This window comes from Devosia sp. 1635 (assembly GCF_013185955.1).
GTDB lineage: Bacteria > Pseudomonadota > Alphaproteobacteria > Rhizobiales > Devosiaceae > Devosia.
Genome location: NZ_JABAOM010000001.1, coordinates 1,353,824 through 1,370,083, shown reverse-complemented (window position 1 = coordinate 1,370,083; position 16,260 = coordinate 1,353,824). Strand labels below are relative to the sequence as shown.

Here is a 16,260-nt window from a genome sequence, read left to right as displayed (position 1 = left end):
ATCAAGCGCGCCATCGCTGTCGCCGGCGTGGTGCCAATCCTCCAAGCTTTAAGGGGATGAAGCGGTCCCGCTGGTGCCAACGCATCACGCTCAGGCCAGACGCCGCCGCGAGTTCTCACACAGCCTCGACCCCATCTCGGTCGTTCGACGGCCTGACATTATTCGTTGGAAGCGGACGTTCCCTCCCAGCAATTCAGCTGGTGAGTAGGCTAGTGCAACGCACGATCAGCTACTCAGGCGGTCGGTGAGTCAATCGCTGGTATGGGACTTTGACTCGTCAAAATGCTGGTTTCTGCCGGTGACGACGCATAACATCGACGGAGCGCTCCCAGACAGCATACTTGTCTCCGGGTCTGAACAGAGTACCATCAAACGGGCCTGTGTTCTCTCGCAGGGGCCCATAAGCCGGCCTAGGTCGGCGGGCAGTTCCACTAAAGAAAGCCACGTGTGCTCAAAGAGCAACGGGGCTTTCTCTACGACAGGGCGCAACTATCTTTCACTTGCGACCAGAACGATTGCAATCAGGGTGCGAGGTATTCGTTGACCGTCTCCCACGCCACCGTCTGCAGGAACTCCGCAACGTCCGGCTCGAAACCAGCGGTGTAAGTCACGCCAACTGGATTCTTCTTAAAAATTGCCGCGTAGGTAGTGAGGGCTGCTAGATAGGTTCCTTCCAATGTTGGGTGGCGGTTGTCAGCAGTGTACAGCGTTATGTCGGGTCGCTCTGCAACCGACCTGGCAAATGCCAACCCCGCCGGGATGACTAGCGCGTTATTTTCGTTCCCTATGCGGGTGTAGGCTTCGGCAAGTTGTTCTGTCATCTCCGGCTTGTCTAGATAGGCCCATGACATAAAAAATACGGGTTCTGCGTCGTTTTCTCGGACCGTTTCGGAGTGTTTTTTCGCGTACTCGTAGAATATGTCCTTTAGCTGCGGATGAACCGCACACTGGCTACAATCCATCATGACCGCCAAGTCGAACAGACGGCCCGGTTCGTTGAAAGTCACGACGTTGTCGCCACCGATTGTGTACCGGCCGATCGCATCAGGACGGAAGTAAGACTCGACGTCATGCCAGTCGAATCCGGAGCCGCTGATTGTAACAAGTGACGATCGCAACTTATAATCAGGATCTGCGGATGCCATGATCCGCGAGATCATCCCGCTTATTCCATTGTTGAAGTAGAAAAAGCTGTTGCCGATATAAATTATCGACTCTGGACGCTCTACGCTCGAGCTTTGAACTGCCGGTTTGGTCTGAGCCGCACTCGGGAAAACGCCAAGTGACAGAACAACTAGGGACGACAGGCCCGCCGCGACTAATTTCAGCATCCTATTCATAAGGTGAATTCTCTTCCCGTTAGGTTGAATATATTTGCATCGGGTCCGCCCCCAAATCTGAATGACGATCAGGCAGAGGTTCCTCCTCCCAGTGGGGGCTTACATAGGAAGTGTCAGCGTTGAGTATTTGCTTCATTCGTCAAGTGGCCGTCGGCCAGCCCAAAGCCGCTCCCTAACGTAAATGGTGTACGAACTGGTTAGTTAAGTCAATGAGGGTTCCGGTCAGTCCTTGTGATGTCCAATCGAGCGGTATCGGTGGGCCGGACCAGAGGCTGGAAGACCTCTCTCTGGTGCAGTGCTTCGGGTGGACCTCCGATGTCACCAAGAAGCACAAGAGCAAGTTGACATAAACTAACTAGTTCGTACATTCGAGTGCGGTCAGATCCTCTGCATCGCTCACCAGTGTCGCTAAGAGCTCAATGAACTATGAAGAGCAAAGAAACGGCCCGCTGGATTTCCTGAGGAGACGAAATTGAAATCGATATCGACCATATCAGTCTTTGCGGCTGCCTCGCTGGCCTTCATGGCTTCAGGTGCGGTGTTCGCGCAAGATGAGGGCAACGTTGCAGACCATTTCCGCGACGCTTATGCAGCGGCAGGAACTGACCACTACAACCTTTTCAACATGATCTGTCCCCGGATCGAAAACTCGAGCGCGGGCAAGATTGCAACGCCTGAAAATGCACGTTCGGAGTCTATCGACCGCGCCATTCCGATGCAGGTTTTTGACAACCTCTATTACGTTGGCGAATATTCTTTTTGGGAAAGCTCAGCATCGGCCTGGGTGGTGGATACGGGCGAAGGGCTTGTCCTTATCGATGCGCTCTATCCGGACTCGGGGCACTTGATTGAAAGCGGCCTAGAGACGCTTGGCCTCGATCCCAAGGACATCAAATACATCGTCATCGGCCATGGTCACGCCGACCATTACGGCGCTGCGCGCGAGCTGCAGGACAAGTACGGCGCTGAGGTTTTGATGGCGGAGCCCGAGTGGGAGTTTATGAGTAACGGTCGCGGGGAGCCTGACACCAAGCCCGTCAAGGACCAGGTCATTGAAGACGGCCAAGAACTGACCTTGGGCAACACGACGTTCCGCTTCTACATCACCCCTGGTCATACACCGGGCACGGTGTCGACCATTTTCAACGTCCAGGGTGACGATGGCGAACACGTCGTTGCTCAGTGGGGCGGTACGGGCTTTGGCTTCGGCGGTGCTGAAGGGGATGAAAAGATCGAATGGTTCCGCACCTACGCAGCGTCCGCAGAACGTTTTGAATCTCTCGTGCGGGATCAAGGCGCGGACGTGATGATTGCCAACCACCCGGGCCTCGACAACACTTACGAAAAGCATGCCTTAAGCGAGACGATCTCATCCAACCCATGGGTGATCGGCGTAGAGAAGGTGGCCAATTACATTCAGACCGCGCAGTCTTGTGCACTTGCCGGCGTTGCTGCCTATAAGTAGTCGATAACCTTAGATCGCGGCTTCCGCAATGTTGCCGCGATCCATGTTCGCCAATGGAAGTTTTGAACGTCGCACGACGTGAGCTACATCCGGCGCGGGACATGATGCGGTCATCCAAGGTCGGCAGATTCCTCCGCGACCGCATTACTGGGCCGCAATGTCAATTTTCCCAGACGTCTTCTTAAAGCAGACTGACAGCATACCACCCCGACGCCGCCGGTATCCTGGCGCCCAGAACCGTCAGTCTGGTGCCGAGCCCATTTCGGGCGTTCAAGGTTGCAACTGGCGAGCTCAAAAGCAGACCAAGACCGTGAAGCAGCAAGTGTATTAGGGCACCTGCCTCCCAATGGATGCACCGCTGATGAAGCAGCCGCGCGATATCTTTAGCCGAGTGCGAGCTTGTACTTTTTCACAAGCCAGTTCATTGAAATACCAAAATGGCAGCAAAAACATTCCATCAATCTTGAGATGCAGGAGGTGATCATGCGGCGTCGCTGTCTATGGCTCGCCGCAGCCGCGTTGCTATTGGCGCAGCCCGCACTACCTCAGGAGGCAATAGCTACAGCCGTGCCCGAAATAGATGCATTTCTTACCTTCTGCTGGCGAACCGATGCGGATCCGAGTGCGGTAGCCGCTATAGCACAGCATAGGAGATTGAAACCACAAACGGGAGCCTTCGCTGCTCTAGTCGAAGACGAGGACACGGAAGAGGCAACAGCTTGGCTGCTCAACGAAACAATCGCGATTACGGCGTCTACTTTCACGATCGCTGAGGCTCGCCTGCGCATCAACAAATGCGCTGTAAGTGGAGGTAATTATCTTTATGCAGACGTAGAGAAGATGTTAGCTGAATTAAAATCTAAAGCACCGCCCGACAAGAACCTTGATACCGGCACCATGGATCTTTGTAGTGCTGTTAATTCTTGTGTGTGGAAGGGGAACGACTTGTTCGATGTGATTTTTGTTGGGGAAAGCCAGGAATTTTATCCCTCACACCTTTTCCTAGTTGATCTGCCGGAGCACATCCCCGGTGTGGAGAAGCCCTGAAGCTAAAATAATAGGCAGCAAATTCACGGCAGCAGGCCGCAACTGATTTCTATGCATCCTTTATTTGCCCGTTCAGCAAAAACGGTATGACGCAGCCGGCTACCTCTTGTGACCTAATCTAAGGGGTCAGAGGCACAAGGAATTTATAGACGGCAGGCTCACAGTTGATGGCAAAAGGCCTCTCGCGAGGCTGCCAAAGGACGCATAAGCAAACGCTGGGTGATGAGTTCAAGATGCTCTATCGAGCTCCTCCTGGACTGCAGGCGCCGGCCGGATCGTCCGCTTCCAATCCCCACCTACCCAGAAGCAGCCAGGCAGCAACCCACCCCAAGGATGCCGATTTGGACCCGACCCCACTTGGGTCGATCAACGACCCGCGTGGCTGCGTTTAAAGCGGACTTTGTTTTAGTCTTCAGCGGACTGCGGTTATCGCCGCCCACTTTGTGGCCTTTTCATCAAATCCAGTACCGAGCCACTGTTCCAATTCCACCTTCGCCCAAGGTCCTGCAGCTTCCCAAAGCGCGGTCAGTTCGGTCGAATCAAGATAATTGTAGTACCTTCCTAAGCGATCGACGCCTTCGTTTGATCCGACCTTAAAGCTCGCCCACACCACCCCGTTCGGCCGCAAGGCGGCATGTATCTTGCGTAGCACTGCGTGAATGTCTGATCTGGGGACGTGCAGCAGTGAGGCAGCGGCATAGATACCGTCATATGCTTGCTCAGCAGCCAACTCCTCGAAGCGCATAGTTCGAACAGTCTGGCCAAGATACCTTGATGCAATGGCCGCAAGTTCGGTTGAGCCGTCAGTAGCATCCACAACGAAACCCGTCTGGACCATGACCTTCGCGTCTTTACCACTCCCTGTGCCCAGTTCCAGGATGGAGCCTCCCGGAAGTACCTTGGATAGAAAGGGCGCTAATCGCGAATTCACACTGCCATCGGCTGCGTAAGCTACGGCATTTGAATCGTAGAAGTTCACGGTGTCCGTAGGCAATTGACGCTCCACTATCCAAACCGACGTTAGCGTCGAACTAGGCCCAGGTTCAACCGTCTTGGCCAGACGCATTATCTCAGACGTGGAGCGGAAGTGCCCGTCTACACTGTTAAATGACTACAACCATACTGGGTGGATAGCACACCCCATTGCGGTCGATCAGGTCACGACGGCGGGGCCGCCCATGCGCCTGTATGGTCCTCGCACCCTTGTTGATGGTAGGACGCAAGCAGGAGGAACCCAGCGACATGAAATGCGTGCGCATCTATGCCGACCCGGACGGGGAGTCCCACTTCGATGAGGTGGAATTGCCGACGAGGAAGAGTTCGGTCCATCCCGACGCAGTGCCGTTCGACGTGACTGGCGGCTATCCAGCGTCCCGGGTGCGTATTACCCAAATCCCGGCCGGTATGCGTGAAGTTGCCTGGCATACGGTTCCGGAGCCGGTACTGACGGTTCGGTTGGATGGTTCGGTGGAGTACGAGACAAGCGATGGGGAGAGACGCCACTTCCCCGCGGGAAGCTTCGTGTTGGCGGCAGATACCCACGGAAAAGGTCACCTGTCCCGCCATTCACCCGAAGCGCAGACGGTAATCTGGATCTCACTGCCGAACGGGCTGGAAGTGCCCGCATAGCTGCTCAAGCGGCAGGGCAAAGGTCGAGGGTGGGTTGGCCAAGCCGATGTTCTGGGTATGCTATTGACCGTTCCTCGCACACCTGAACAAATTCCAACGATCACCACTACACCGGCGTTCTCAGCATGCTGCCCGGCATCTTTGTAATTACGGCCTTCGGAGTGCATGCGCTCTGGTCTGCATACACATTTTTCCAGGCTCTTCGCCCCAAACATCTAGGTTATTTTTGGACGCAACCCGGAACTTGGCTTTGGGTGATTAAGTACCGCGATCCGAACGTGCCGCGCAGACTAAAGGTCCAGTACACGATTGTTTCGGCGATAAGCCTCTCGGTTATTTTCACGTTCCTGATAGTTGCCGCGACTCTTCCATAAAGAGATCAGTTTGCTCCGACAGCTTTAGGCCATCCGGAACGCAGTCCATTGAGGAAGCAAGCCCGTTGCACGATCCTACGGGCCGGTCAGGCGCGCCAGCCTGAGCAGCAATTCCGGTGACCCGGTTTTGCAGTTGCGTTAGCTTGTCCTGGCGTGCTCATCGGTAGGTCCTTGGGGTGAGCGTCAAGAGGGGGCGAATGACACCACATCCCGACGAAATCTCCATTGACGATGAATTTGTGTGTGGCTTGCTCAGAGCACAGGCGCCCCAATGGGCGAACCTGCCGGTTCGCCGCATCGCCTCGTCGGGAACGGACAACGCCATCTTCCGTCTTGGCGACAACCTGGCGATCAGGTTGCCGCGGCGACCTTCCGCGGCGGCCCTTCTTTCAAAGGAACTTGACTGGCTTCCGCATCTTCAAGGCTTACCCCTCGAGGTGCCGGTGCTGCAATTTCGCGGGTGGTCGGAACGTGGTTTCGACTTCGGCATCTTCAACTGGATGGAAGGTGAAGTGGCCTCGCCCACCCGTGTGTCTGTTTGGCAGAAAGCGGCTACCAGCCTGGCCGATTTCCTCCAGGCACTGCACTTGAAGGACACCAACGGCGCGCCACCGGCTGGCGAGCGTAACAGCAGGCGGGGGATCGTGCTTGGCGAGCTGACCGAGGCTATCCGCCCAGCAATTGACATCGTTGCCGACGAAATAGCGGCCCGACGCGCGCATGCTCTTTGGGACGAGGCCTGCACCGCAGAGTTTCTCGGGCAGCCAGTCTGGCTGCACGGTGATCTGAAGGCTGACAACCTGATCGTTCGAGATGGTGTTTTGCGGGGTGTGATCGATTGGGGGCTATCCGCCGTGGGCGATCCTGCCGCCGACTATGCGACAGCATGGTTCTGGGTCGACCCTTTGGCTCGCGACGTGTTCCGGAACAGGCTCAGTCTTGATAAGAGCGATTGGCTGCGGTCGCAGGGCTGGGCCCTATATGGCGCGGTTATTGCCCTGAGCTACTATCGGGGTGGCAAGAATGAAGCACTCTGCCGTCAATCACGACTGACGCTTTCAAGGCTAGGGTTGCTGGTTTAGGTCCGCGCTCAAGGAGTGACACGCCCTGGCGGCCATGTACATATATTCTCATGAGCACGGAAATCGCCCTCGTCGTGATCTTCGCAGCCGCCCTCAACGCGGGCTGGAATGCGTTGATCAAGGTCAGCGGCGACAAGATCGCTTCGATGGCCACGGTCACCCTCATGGGTGCACTCGTCTCTGCACTGGTCGCTCCGTTCGTCGCCATTCCCGACCCGGCGAGCTGGCCTTTGTTGGGCCTGACGATCATACTCCACACCGCCTATCATTTTGCGCTCCCCTTTGCCTATCAGCATGGGGACTTGGGGAAGGTGTACCCGATTTTGCCGGAGAAGCTCTCGCCACACCGGCCCTGTTCGGCGTGCTTTTTCTCTCGGCGGGGGTGATGGCCTTATCCCTGGATCGGAACGACGGCTCAACCCCGGACCGTCGGGCGGTCCCCCTGGCCTTGCTCATCGGGCTATGCATTGCGTCGGCCTTGGGGCCCGGCAAGCCGGTTCGGTGATGGGCTTTGCGGTCTGGCTTACCGTCGGCGACGGCTTGCTGACCTTCCTGATTGCCTGGTTCCGGAAGTCCAGGGAGATCACCGCAGTCCTGAAGAGCCAATGGAAGTCCTCGGTACTTGCCGGCAGCATGCAGGTCGGATCTTACTGGATGATCATATGGGCCATGGCGCTGGCGCCCATCGGCGCCGTGTCGGCGCTTCGGGAAACGAGCGTGTTGTTCGCCGCCCTGATTTCGACGTTCCTACTGAAGGAGGGATTCGGTGCCTGGCGTTTCGTTTCGGCCGGCATGATCGCCTGCGGCGTTTGGCTGACGCGCTACAAACCTTGAGTTCGCCAGTACAGCCCAGGATGGACTCGGATATGGAAATCAGGAAGGCAACCCACGCAGACGCAGAAAATGGGAGTGCCGTCCTGCGCCGCTCCATAACCGAGCTATGTGAAGCTGACCACGGCGGAGATCAAGCAGCCATAGCCGCGTGGTGCGCCAACAAGACCCCTGAAATGTGGAGGACGTGGGTCGACCAGCAAGCGACGCAGCTCTACGTTGCCGTCGAAGCCGGCAAAATCCTGGGGGTCGGCATGCTCGGAAATACGGGTGATATATTGCTGAACTATGTCTCGCCCGATGCGCGCTGGCGCGGCGTGAGCAAGGCGATGGTCGCTCACATAGAGTCGGAAGCCCGCAAGATCGGCCTGCCGAAGTGCACCTTGAAAAGCTCCAAGACGGCGCATGCGTTCTACGAAGCTGTTGGGTACCAAGACACCGGTGACGGCAACGTCATGACGAAGGACCTGAACCCTTAGTACCTCTGAACCTGCCCCCATGAATCGATTGCATGCGGTTCCCGGAGGCGGGGAATGACATGGCCGCGGTCATTGTCGAGCAACAGTCTTCCTTCGAGCACTGCGACACGGCGGTCACCCCGTGTCATGGAAACAAGACTGCATGGCTCGGTTTCCCCGTGGAACGGTGACAGCGGTGCATGCTTCTGCTTTGTACGAGCGAGGCAATCAGACCCATGCACATCAAGTCGGCGGCAGTGCTGTTGGTCACAAGGACAAGCGTAGTGGCGACGGGCAATTGCCGCGCCAACGGCTTCGATCCGCAGACTTAACCCGGACCGCACGCGGGACTTTGAAAGGGGAAGCATGTCGGCGCTAAACGACGCGACCACACCGGTCTCGATTTTTGTCTTCGGCGACTACCATGTCCGATCGCCCGGAAAGTTGGCCACCCCACCGCTCCATCTGTTGCGGGTATTGGTTTATGTGTTGCTCAAGGGGCGGGGTGAGCCCGTATCGAGGGGGCGTATCCGCGATCTGATCTGGTCAGACAACGGATCCGAGCGGGCCAACGCGGACATCCGCCAAAGCATGGGTCGCATTCGCAAGTTCCAGCAAGACTACGACTTTGAGTTGCTCTCGGCTGATAGCCAATCGGTCTGGCTCAACCCCGGCCAGAACATCTATATCGATCTTGCCGAGTTTCTGGATCTCGCGGCCAGTCCCAGCCCGAAAGGGTGCTTGCGAATGTGCGAGATCTATCGTGCCGAACTGCTGGTTTCTCCCGTATCGGCCGGCAGCGGGTTTGAGGAGTGGCTGGCGCACCAGCGCGCCGCGTTGTTCGCGGACTTCAACGAGGCGTTGTCACAGGCTCTGCAGGACGAGACCGGACTCACCCCGCAGGAACGCCGCTATTGCGCGTCCAGGTTGCTGCGGCTGGACCCCTGTCATGAAGGCGCCCACCGGGCCCTGATGTCCGACGCGGCTGCGAAAGGGCAGTTCTCGTTGGTCAAGCAGCTCTACAACGCCTGCAGCAAGCAGCTCAACGACGAGCTCGGGGAAGGTCCAGATGACGCCACCGTGCGGCTCTATCAGGAACTGACCGGCCGGAGCCTGAACGACTGAACCCATTCAAGCTCGAGGACCGTCGGCATGGTAGGCGAGTTCCCAAGCACCTGGCGTGGGCCCTCGACCAGGTCTAGGTCCCCCTTTGGTAGTCCAATGCCGAGATCTCGGCTTCAGCCAGCTCGAGCATCTGTTCGCCCATAACCTTCAGAAACACGAGAGCCCGCTCGCGATAGCTCACATGCAGTTCGGGTGACATGTCCCAAGATTGCTGCAGGCTGATTTCTGCAGATGCGAGCTTCATGCCGTACTGGCGAAAAGTGCCAAAGCTACCTGGTCGATCATTTTCGTTGCCATGTTCGTTCCCGCGACTTGGTTGTTCCGGCGCCAAACGAGCGGAACGCCCTTTGATACGTCCCACCTTCGTCCTCCAGGCGGTTGAGCCCTAACGTGTGCGATCGGCGTCACGGAGAGGTTTGATGAACCGCCGACGCACGGCGGTTTCGGATTCGAGCACGAAGCCTTCTCGCCTGTAGAAGCGATCAGCTGGATTGGTGACCAGCACACTGAGCTTGGTTGGTAAGCCCCGTTCGGCAGCAAGGTCGACCTTCGCTTTCAGAGCATACCCGCCGATACCGCGCCCCTGGTTTTCGGGATTGATGTACAGCTTTTCGACGAACATATGATCCGGATGCCATGAGACGGCGATGCAACCGCACGACCGGCCTGCCACTTCCACAATCTCGTGGCCTGCCAGGTCAAGGGTTTCTGCGGTATCCGATTGGCGCCACGAACCCCACAGCGCTTCTGCGTAGCCGCGCATGCAAGTTTTCTCCAGCTCCAGGAGGTAGCTGGCATCCGAAGCTGTTGCAGGTCGTAAGTTCATGGTCATGGCGCCCGCCGCTGTTTGCCGACAATACAACGTGCCTACAACTTTCGCCTATCTCGCATCGTGATGACACGGGCCCCAATCCGCCGGTGCTTAGGGCGGCCAGCGGGCGCGTGCTGTCATGATGGCTAGAGGTTCCCTCCGCAGACGACTACCCACGCTTGCGTATGGATAGCTGGTATCCGCTCCTCCAGCACTGCAGCGAGGGCAAGTGCTCCACTCGGCTCCGGGAACACCGCGCACTTCTGCGCCATCAAGGATTGCGCCAGCAGCACGCCGCTGTCGGATGCGGTCGTCAGCGCCACGTTGCAACTCTCCATCACCGCAAAGGCAAGGTCGCCGATCCTGGTTGCCCGTAGGACGTCGCATATCGTCTGCCCTGTCGGGTTGATCTCTACGGGATGCCCAACTGCACGAGCAGCGGCCAAGCGGGAATGCGTTGGCGGCTCCACCACATAAATTCGATTGGGAAGTCCCCGCAGTCGCAGGCCGATCGCCACCCCAGCGGCCAGGCCACCGCCTCCGCAAGCCACGACAACCGCATCGTTCGGCGAGCCGAATTCAACGATGGCTTCAGCCATTTCGAGCCCTAGGGAACTGCTTCCGATCAGCATCGAGGCATCCTGAAACGGGTGGAGAGCGGTCCAATCGCGTGAAACGGCAGCTTCCCTGGCGATCCGAACGAAATCGCCCCTGGGAGCCGGCAGCGTCTCCGAGCCGGTCCCTCTTGCAAGCTGCTGCTTACGCGCCGGCGTATCATCGGGCATGACAAGGAGCGCAGGAACACCAAGACTGGCAGCGGCGTGTCCCGCGGCGATCGGGAAGTTGCCGGAACCGCAGGCAACTACACCTCTCCGGCTGTTTCTGACACCCAGCAAGGCGCCCCGAAATTTGAAGGAGCCACTTATCTGGCGCGTTTCGTCAACCAGGCGAAGCCTTGGGATACCCGACACGGGCTCCGTCCATTCGTGATATCGAGCTCTTGCTACGTTCCGGGAAATGAACCGGAGATCACCGTTGAGGTCGTTCGATAGGCTCCGGGCAACATCGAGGATGTGCGGCATGGTGCGTCAACGGCCCTGGAAAGGAGTTGATCGCCATGATCCGGCAAGGGCGCGTGCGGTGCAATAGGGACCTTCCTCATTGATCAATGGTCAGGCGAACTCTCAGCCAACCTCTTGCTCATGAAGACCGTGATGCCGCCAAGATGGAACGGCTCTTTCCGGTCAACTGAGAAGCCGCATCGTTCATACAGCGAAATGTTGGCTACAAAGGCTTCATTCGTGAGCAAGCGGATTTCACCACAGCCGGATTGAGCAGCCTTCTCGTCCGCCAATGCCAACAGGCGTTTTCCGAAACCCCTGCCTTGTGCATCAGGTGATACGGCGATGTTCTCGATCCAAAGGTGATCCGGATGCTGCATGGTTTCGATCAACCCGACCAAAGTGCCACCGGCATAAAGCAGATCAACGTCGTGCTCCTTCACCGCGTGGCCATAGTCCGCCAGCATCGGGCGGGGCTCGCGCCCGATAAGAGGCACCCACTTCGCATAAGCCGCACGGACAATCCTCCGGATCGCGTCTGCGTCATCATCGACGGCTTTGCGGAACGTTGTCTGGAAGCCGACGCTCATTCTGAAATCATAGTCCCAGTCATTCGCGTGTTCACTCCTCCACATGGCCGGCCAAGCATCTGCATGATTATGTACCTTTGAGCCGATCAGGAGGTCTATCGTACCCCGGGCGGTCTTGAGACTTGGCGGACGTGCGGATTCTCCGCCCGGCCGATGATCGTCAGTGAAGGCCAGCCGGCTGCCTGATATGAGCAGCCTCCCAATTTTGGCCGAACGGCGCCTGTCTGGCCGGTATCGGCCGGGCGCCTACTGCATGTTGTGTGCGCTGCCCTTCGGGACAGGTGAACCGGACTACCCGCCGATGCGTTTCCGGAAGAACACGACACGCTCCGTTTTCTCAAAGCCCAGTGCCTCATGCATCCGGTGGCTGGCAGCGTTGTTCCACGGAGGCGTTGGATGCGAACTCCACGCCCAGACGGCTCATGCATGGCGACTATGGAATGAGCCATTGCCTAACCTAGAGCTGACAACACCTTTCACAAACTCGGTCTTGCCCGCGGTGTAGGCGGCTCGATCATCGGGGAATAGCAGCGAAAGGGACACTTTCAGCTCCTGATAGGCTCGGGCGAGTTCGGGCTGGTCACGCAAGGCGTCTCGGAACGCAAGCTTTTGCTGCCAGGCTTCACCTTCGATCTCTACCACGTGTAGAACATGGGTTCGCGGCGTTCCTTTCGCGTAAACATGCTCTGCAGGAAGCCCAGCGTCGGGTCTGAACTCATAGTCCAGCTTGGCAAGTTCCGAAGCTAGCCCGGGGCCGTCATCCAAGTTCGACAAGCCCAGCAGCAGGTCCAAAATCGGCTTGGCCATAAGGCCTGAAATGGAGGTGCTGCCCACATGCTCCAGGCCGCATACTCGACTCGCAAGCGACTGCCGTAGATCCGAAGCCTCTTCCTCAAATGCGGCTCGCCAACCTTGGTTGTAAACCGCCAGTCTGACGCGACCATGCTCCAGACCCAAGTTATGATGCGCCATGGCCGCGTCCCATTCCTAAGTGCTTCAACTTACGATTGAAGGATAGTACTGGTGGAATCAATTTCCAATCTCGGCCAATGCCTCACCTGGGCGATCAACCATTCCACTATTATGGCCCCGGCTGCAATGACCCCATTGCGGACGTTCGCGAAGAACGTCGCTCCTCCTGGAAGCTGCCGTCAAACCTCTCAGCGGCACTACGCGACCAGTTGGTGCTCTGACACCCGTTAGGTCCGCCTGGCGCTCGAGAGTAAGTGCGGCGCGTGGACTATCAGAGCGGCGCCCTCATTACGTCTTAGCCAGAGAGGCCACTCCGCACCTCACCCGAGGGTGGACTGAAGCCAGGGAAACACCCTTGAGCAAACGTCTGGGCAATGGTGAGCCGGCAGTCCCCGCAGGCAGCAGCGCGCTTCATCGCGACCGAAAGTAGCGCGTTGGAGAGCCGCCTTCGGCGGCAGGCTGCCAAGTACCTCAGAGAGACCGATCCGGAACGATCTCGTTCGGCCGCTTACATGCAATGGGGGCTCTGATCCATTGGCTCTGCCGGGCCAACCGGCTGCAACGGCAGGGACAGAACAAGTCTCGTGGCCCGCAAGTGATGCTCTGGCTTCGAGCGATGAGTCTCGGAGCTTAGGAGTGTCCTTAGCTTAACTTGGGCCAGTCTGGTACCGCCGCTGACACCATCGCCAATAGCGGGCGGCAAGCAAGGCGCAGAGTGGGCCGGCCACGATGGCCGCAGGGCTTGCCAAGGCGCCGAGGAATGGCACAGGTTTGTCGAGGAGGACAGCGACCGGGACGTAGGCCATGAAGCCGAGCGGGATAATGGTCAAGAGAGTGACCTGAAGCAGGGGCGTGAAGATCGGCAACGGATAGCGCGCCATCTCCCAGAAGTCGAAATAGATGCCGAAGAGAAAGCGCGAGCGGCCTGCGGCGAGCGCGGTAGCGCCGATAGCGGTGAACAAGGCCGCGGTTATCAAAGCGGCACTGACGATGCTGGCTGCGAACTGCAGGGCCAGCAAAGGTGTCCAGGCGACGCCTAGCTCGGGCAGGGCCCAGAGCATAAGCAAGGCGCCAAGCAACAGGTGGCCGCCATATTCGATGTTGAGGCCGCTGAAGACCAGGTAAAGCCAAGGGTGAATGGGGCGCACCAGGAGTGCGTCGAAGTTGCCCGTGCTCACGAGTTGATCCATGTCGCGCAGTTGCACGAAGGTAAAGCAAGCGCCGAGCGCATAGGCAAACACATGGAAGCCGAGCATCAGTGCGATCTCGGGCCAGGTCCAGCCGCCCAGCCGCTCGAAGCGTGAAACGATGATCCAGATGGCGCTGTACACACCAAGATAGCCAAAGGCCTGGGCGAGCCAGGCGATGACGAGGCTAGCGCGATACTGAAGTCGGGCACGCATCTTCATGCGGGCGAGATGAAGGAGCGTGATGACCAGTTTAACCTCCAGCCAGGATGAGCCGGCGGGTGAGCAGCGCCCATAATCCGGCGATGATGCCGGCTAGGACAGCGAACCAGCAAAGACCGCCCAGAAGGACCAGCGCCGCGGCGCTGAGATCGAACCGGCCCAGATAAACGGCAAGTGGATAGTAGGTCACGAAGGCAAAGGGTGTCGCGCCGGCTATGGCCGCCAGCCAGCCCGGAAAGAACCAGAGCGGCACCAGATTGCCCGAGAACACCACCATCAACCCGCGCATGAACCATTCCAGCGAATGGAAATCGAGCACCCAAAAGCTCAAAAGCGCGAAGATGATGCCGACGGCGAAAACCACCAGGATTGAAACTGCAACGAGGCCGACGAAAACCAGGAAGTGACCGGCGCTGGCGGGCGGCTGCAGGCCGAAGACGAGGCCAACAATCGCACCGCCGGGAAGCCCGATCAGCAACAGATCATAAAGGCGGCGACCGACCTGTTCGGCAAGAAGGGCGAGGGGGTAATGCATGGGGCGCAGGAGGTGGCTGGCTATAGCGCCGCTCTTGATCTGTGCGCCGACGTCGCGGACGATCTGGGTCGCGTCCCAACCCGTCAGGATGGCGCCGCTGAGGATCCCGTAGGTGATCATTTGCGGCAGCGTGATGCCATTGACCGCCGGCACATCGCCATAAACGGCCGTCCAAATGGAAGTGCGCACAACAATGTCGAGAAGGCCGCTAAACAGCAAAGCCCAGAGCTGGACGCGAAAGGTCAGCTGAGTGCGGAAGGCTACTTCGGCAAGGGCGGCAAACATCAGGGGCGTCGCCCTTCGAAATAGGTGCGGATGACCTCTTCAATATCAGGCTCGCGCATATGGGCGTCGACAAGGCCGGTGGTGCTGCCGAGACCGGTGACGAAATCGACCAACGAACGATCAGGGTCGGTCACGAGAAAGTCGCGGACGGCCCCAGTGCTGGTCAGCGGCTCTGCGCCGGACAGAACCAGCGCTCCAGGGTCAGCTGCAAAGGTTAGTTGCAACTGCCGACGGGTGCCAAACCTCTGACGCAACTTGTCCGTGCGGCCGTCGTAGAGGAGTTGCCCCTCATCGACCATGATGAGGCGAGGGCAGATGCGCTCGATGTCCTTGAGGTCATGAGTGGTGAGGATGATGGTGACGCCCGCTTCTCGGTTGATCGTGGCGAGGAAGCGGCGGACCACTTCCTTGGCAACGACATCCAGGCCGATAGTCGGCTCGTCGAGGAACAGGATCTTGGGATCGTGCAGCAGGGCCAAGGCAAGTTCGGCGCGCATGCGCTGACCAAGGCTCAGCTGTCGCACCGGCCGATCAATGAAGGCGCCAATCTCGAGCATCTCGATGAGGCGGTCCTGATTACCCCGCAGGCGTGCTGGCTCGACTCCGTAGATGCGGCCATGCAGATTGAAGCTGTCCTGCACCGGCAGCTCCCACCAGAGTTGGCTGCGCTGTCCAAAGACGACGCCGATCTCCAGCGCATTGGTGATGCGGTGGGAAACGGGATCACGGCCAAGAACGTCGACCCGTCCGCTGGAAGGTGTAAGAATCCCGGTCAGCATCTTGATCATGGTGGATTTGCCGGCACCATTAGGGCCGAGATAACCGACGGCTTCGCCGGCCTCGATGCTGAAGCTGATGTTCTGGACGGCTGGAACGTCCTTGCGCTGCGGACGGAGGAAGTCACGCAGGCCGGCACCCCGACCGGTGCGGCGCACCACCTGCTGGAACGTCTTGCTGGCATGTTCGGCGACGATAGCTGCCATGGGACCATCCGGGCGGGGGAAGCTGTTGGCTAGAAGAAATCACCACAGCTCAAGCACGGCAAGCTTGTCCTCGTCATACTGGTGGATAGCAACACGGATCGAGTTTCCCAAAGGACTGGGTCGTCGCTTCCGTTGAGCTGATCAAGAGCCGCCAAGCCGCCGGTTCGCCAGCCCGGGGGAGTAATCATCACGCCGTTGTTGGCCTGTCGCAAGGGGCATAGTAGGCCGGCTAGTTTGCACGAAGGGGGTTGTGCTTATCTCCA

18 protein-coding genes are annotated in these 16,260 nt (G+C 58.4%); 8 read left to right on the top strand and 10 right to left on the bottom strand.

Going from position 1 to position 16,260, the window contains the following annotated elements:
• Nucleotides 1–521 precede the first annotated feature (521 nt).
• Nucleotides 522–1,340, bottom strand: coding sequence for a hypothetical protein (locus tag HRU92_RS06930; protein WP_248306976.1), 819 nt, complete (start codon nt 1,338–1,340; stop codon nt 522–524).
• A 472-nt stretch (nt 1,341–1,812) separates the two neighbouring features.
• On the opposite strand from HRU92_RS06930, the gene HRU92_RS06925 reads away from it, so the two are divergent.
• Both HRU92_RS06925 and HRU92_RS06920 read left to right on the top strand, forming a co-directional pair.
• Nucleotides 1,813–2,805, top strand: coding sequence for an MBL fold metallo-hydrolase (locus tag HRU92_RS06925; RefSeq protein ID WP_173087921.1), 993 nt, complete (start codon nt 1,813–1,815; stop codon nt 2,803–2,805).
• Between the two features lie 399 nt (nt 2,806–3,204).
• Nucleotides 3,205–3,852, top strand: coding sequence for a hypothetical protein (locus HRU92_RS06920; protein WP_173087919.1), 648 nt, complete (start codon nt 3,205–3,207; stop codon nt 3,850–3,852).
• Between the two features lie 412 nt (nt 3,853–4,264).
• Here the strand turns inward: HRU92_RS06920 and HRU92_RS06915 are convergent, their stop codons facing one another.
• Complete coding sequence (locus HRU92_RS06915) at nt 4,265–4,846, bottom strand: class I SAM-dependent methyltransferase (protein WP_248306975.1); 582 nt, start codon at nt 4,844–4,846, stop codon at nt 4,265–4,267.
• A gap of 248 nt (nt 4,847–5,094) precedes the next feature.
• Here HRU92_RS06915 and HRU92_RS06910 point away from each other — a divergent pair, with 248 nt between their 5' ends.
• The 6 genes from HRU92_RS06910 (at nt 5,095) to HRU92_RS06890 (ending at nt 9,351) form a co-directional block, all read left to right on the top strand.
• Nucleotides 5,095–5,481 carry a hypothetical protein gene (locus HRU92_RS06910; protein ID WP_173087915.1) on the top strand — a complete coding sequence of 129 codons (387 nt, stop codon included), beginning with the start codon at nt 5,095–5,097 and terminating at the stop codon, nt 5,479–5,481.
• Nucleotides 5,482–6,052: 571 nt separating this feature from the next.
• Nucleotides 6,053–6,937, top strand: a complete 885-nt coding sequence (locus HRU92_RS06905; RefSeq protein WP_173087913.1) for an aminoglycoside phosphotransferase family protein — start codon at nt 6,053–6,055, stop codon at nt 6,935–6,937.
• Nucleotides 6,938–6,987: 50 nt separating this feature from the next.
• Nucleotides 6,988–7,323 (top strand): hypothetical protein, encoded by a 336-nt coding sequence (locus HRU92_RS20355; protein WP_210259494.1) that lies wholly within the window; start codon nt 6,988–6,990, stop codon nt 7,321–7,323.
• A 118-nt stretch (nt 7,324–7,441) separates the two neighbouring features.
• Nucleotides 7,442–7,771, top strand: coding sequence for an EamA family transporter (locus tag HRU92_RS20505; RefSeq protein WP_248306974.1), 330 nt, complete (start codon nt 7,442–7,444; stop codon nt 7,769–7,771).
• A gap of 32 nt (nt 7,772–7,803) precedes the next feature.
• A complete protein-coding gene (locus tag HRU92_RS06895) occupies nt 7,804–8,247 on the top strand; it encodes a GNAT family N-acetyltransferase (RefSeq protein WP_173087911.1) in 444 nt (147 codons plus the stop codon).
• A gap of 345 nt (nt 8,248–8,592) precedes the next feature.
• The gene (locus HRU92_RS06890; RefSeq protein ID WP_173087909.1) at nt 8,593–9,351 is read left to right on the top strand and encodes a BTAD domain-containing putative transcriptional regulator; all 759 of its coding nucleotides are present in this window, start codon (nt 8,593–8,595) and stop codon (nt 9,349–9,351) included.
• A 73-nt stretch (nt 9,352–9,424) separates the two neighbouring features.
• Here HRU92_RS06890 and HRU92_RS06885 read toward each other — a convergent pair whose 3' ends face one another.
• The 8 genes from HRU92_RS06885 to HRU92_RS06850 all read right to left on the bottom strand — a co-directional run bounded on the left by HRU92_RS06885 (nt 9,425) and on the right by HRU92_RS06850 (nt 15,997).
• Nucleotides 9,425–9,712, bottom strand: coding sequence for a hypothetical protein (locus HRU92_RS06885; protein ID WP_248306973.1), 288 nt, complete (start codon nt 9,710–9,712; stop codon nt 9,425–9,427).
• A 24-nt stretch (nt 9,713–9,736) separates the two neighbouring features.
• Nucleotides 9,737–10,183, bottom strand: a complete 447-nt coding sequence (locus tag HRU92_RS06880; RefSeq protein ID WP_173087907.1) for a GNAT family N-acetyltransferase — start codon at nt 10,181–10,183, stop codon at nt 9,737–9,739.
• Between the two features lie 125 nt (nt 10,184–10,308).
• On the bottom strand, nt 10,309–11,133 hold the full coding sequence (locus HRU92_RS06875; RefSeq protein ID WP_173087905.1) for a pyridoxal-phosphate dependent enzyme: 825 nt from the start codon (nt 11,131–11,133) through the stop codon (nt 10,309–10,311).
• Nucleotides 11,134–11,327: 194 nt separating this feature from the next.
• Nucleotides 11,328–11,813, bottom strand: a complete 486-nt coding sequence (locus HRU92_RS06870) for a GNAT family N-acetyltransferase (protein ID WP_173087903.1) — start codon at nt 11,811–11,813, stop codon at nt 11,328–11,330.
• A gap of 420 nt (nt 11,814–12,233) precedes the next feature.
• Nucleotides 12,234–12,785 carry a GrpB family protein gene (locus HRU92_RS06865; RefSeq protein WP_173087901.1) on the bottom strand — a complete coding sequence of 184 codons (552 nt, stop codon included), beginning with the start codon at nt 12,783–12,785 and terminating at the stop codon, nt 12,234–12,236.
• A gap of 647 nt (nt 12,786–13,432) precedes the next feature.
• Nucleotides 13,433–14,194, bottom strand: coding sequence for an ABC-2 family transporter protein (locus HRU92_RS06860; protein WP_173087899.1), 762 nt, complete (start codon nt 14,192–14,194; stop codon nt 13,433–13,435).
• Nucleotides 14,195–14,225: 31 nt separating this feature from the next.
• Complete coding sequence (locus HRU92_RS06855) at nt 14,226–15,014, bottom strand: ABC-2 family transporter protein (protein ID WP_173087897.1); 789 nt, start codon at nt 15,012–15,014, stop codon at nt 14,226–14,228.
• Nucleotides 15,014–15,997 (bottom strand): ATP-binding cassette domain-containing protein, encoded by a 984-nt coding sequence (locus HRU92_RS06850; RefSeq protein WP_173087895.1) that lies wholly within the window; start codon nt 15,995–15,997, stop codon nt 15,014–15,016. The genes HRU92_RS06855 and HRU92_RS06850 overlap by 1 nt, the downstream gene beginning before the upstream one ends.
• Nucleotides 15,998–16,260 lie beyond the last annotated feature (263 nt).

Bases quoted from the DNA above. Each gene is read 5' to 3' on its own strand.
- HRU92_RS06860 (WP_173087899.1), bottom strand. From the start codon at position 14,194: ATGAAGATGCGTGCCCGACTTCAGTATCGCGCTAGCCTCGTCATCGCC.
- HRU92_RS06905 (WP_173087913.1), top strand. From the start codon at position 6,053: ATGACACCACATCCCGACGAAATCTCCATTGACGATGAATTTGTGTGT.
- HRU92_RS20505 (WP_248306974.1), top strand. From the start codon at position 7,442: ATGGGCTTTGCGGTCTGGCTTACCGTCGGCGACGGCTTGCTGACCTTC.
- HRU92_RS06880 (WP_173087907.1), bottom strand. From the start codon at position 10,183: ATGACCATGAACTTACGACCTGCAACAGCTTCGGATGCCAGCTACCTC.
- HRU92_RS06910 (WP_173087915.1), top strand. From the start codon at position 5,095: ATGAAATGCGTGCGCATCTATGCCGACCCGGACGGGGAGTCCCACTTC.
- HRU92_RS06865 (WP_173087901.1), bottom strand. From the start codon at position 12,785: ATGGCGCATCATAACTTGGGTCTGGAGCATGGTCGCGTCAGACTGGCG.
- HRU92_RS06895 (WP_173087911.1), top strand. From the start codon at position 7,804: ATGGAAATCAGGAAGGCAACCCACGCAGACGCAGAAAATGGGAGTGCC.
- HRU92_RS06870 (WP_173087903.1), bottom strand. From the start codon at position 11,813: ATGAGCGTCGGCTTCCAGACAACGTTCCGCAAAGCCGTCGATGATGAC.
- HRU92_RS06930 (WP_248306976.1), bottom strand. From the start codon at position 1,340: ATGAATAGGATGCTGAAATTAGTCGCGGCGGGCCTGTCGTCCCTAGTT.
- HRU92_RS06890 (WP_173087909.1), top strand. From the start codon at position 8,593: ATGTCGGCGCTAAACGACGCGACCACACCGGTCTCGATTTTTGTCTTC.
- HRU92_RS20355 (WP_210259494.1), top strand. From the start codon at position 6,988: ATGAGCACGGAAATCGCCCTCGTCGTGATCTTCGCAGCCGCCCTCAAC.
- HRU92_RS06850 (WP_173087895.1), bottom strand. From the start codon at position 15,997: ATGGCAGCTATCGTCGCCGAACATGCCAGCAAGACGTTCCAGCAGGTG.
- HRU92_RS06855 (WP_173087897.1), bottom strand. From the start codon at position 15,014: ATGTTTGCCGCCCTTGCCGAAGTAGCCTTCCGCACTCAGCTGACCTTT.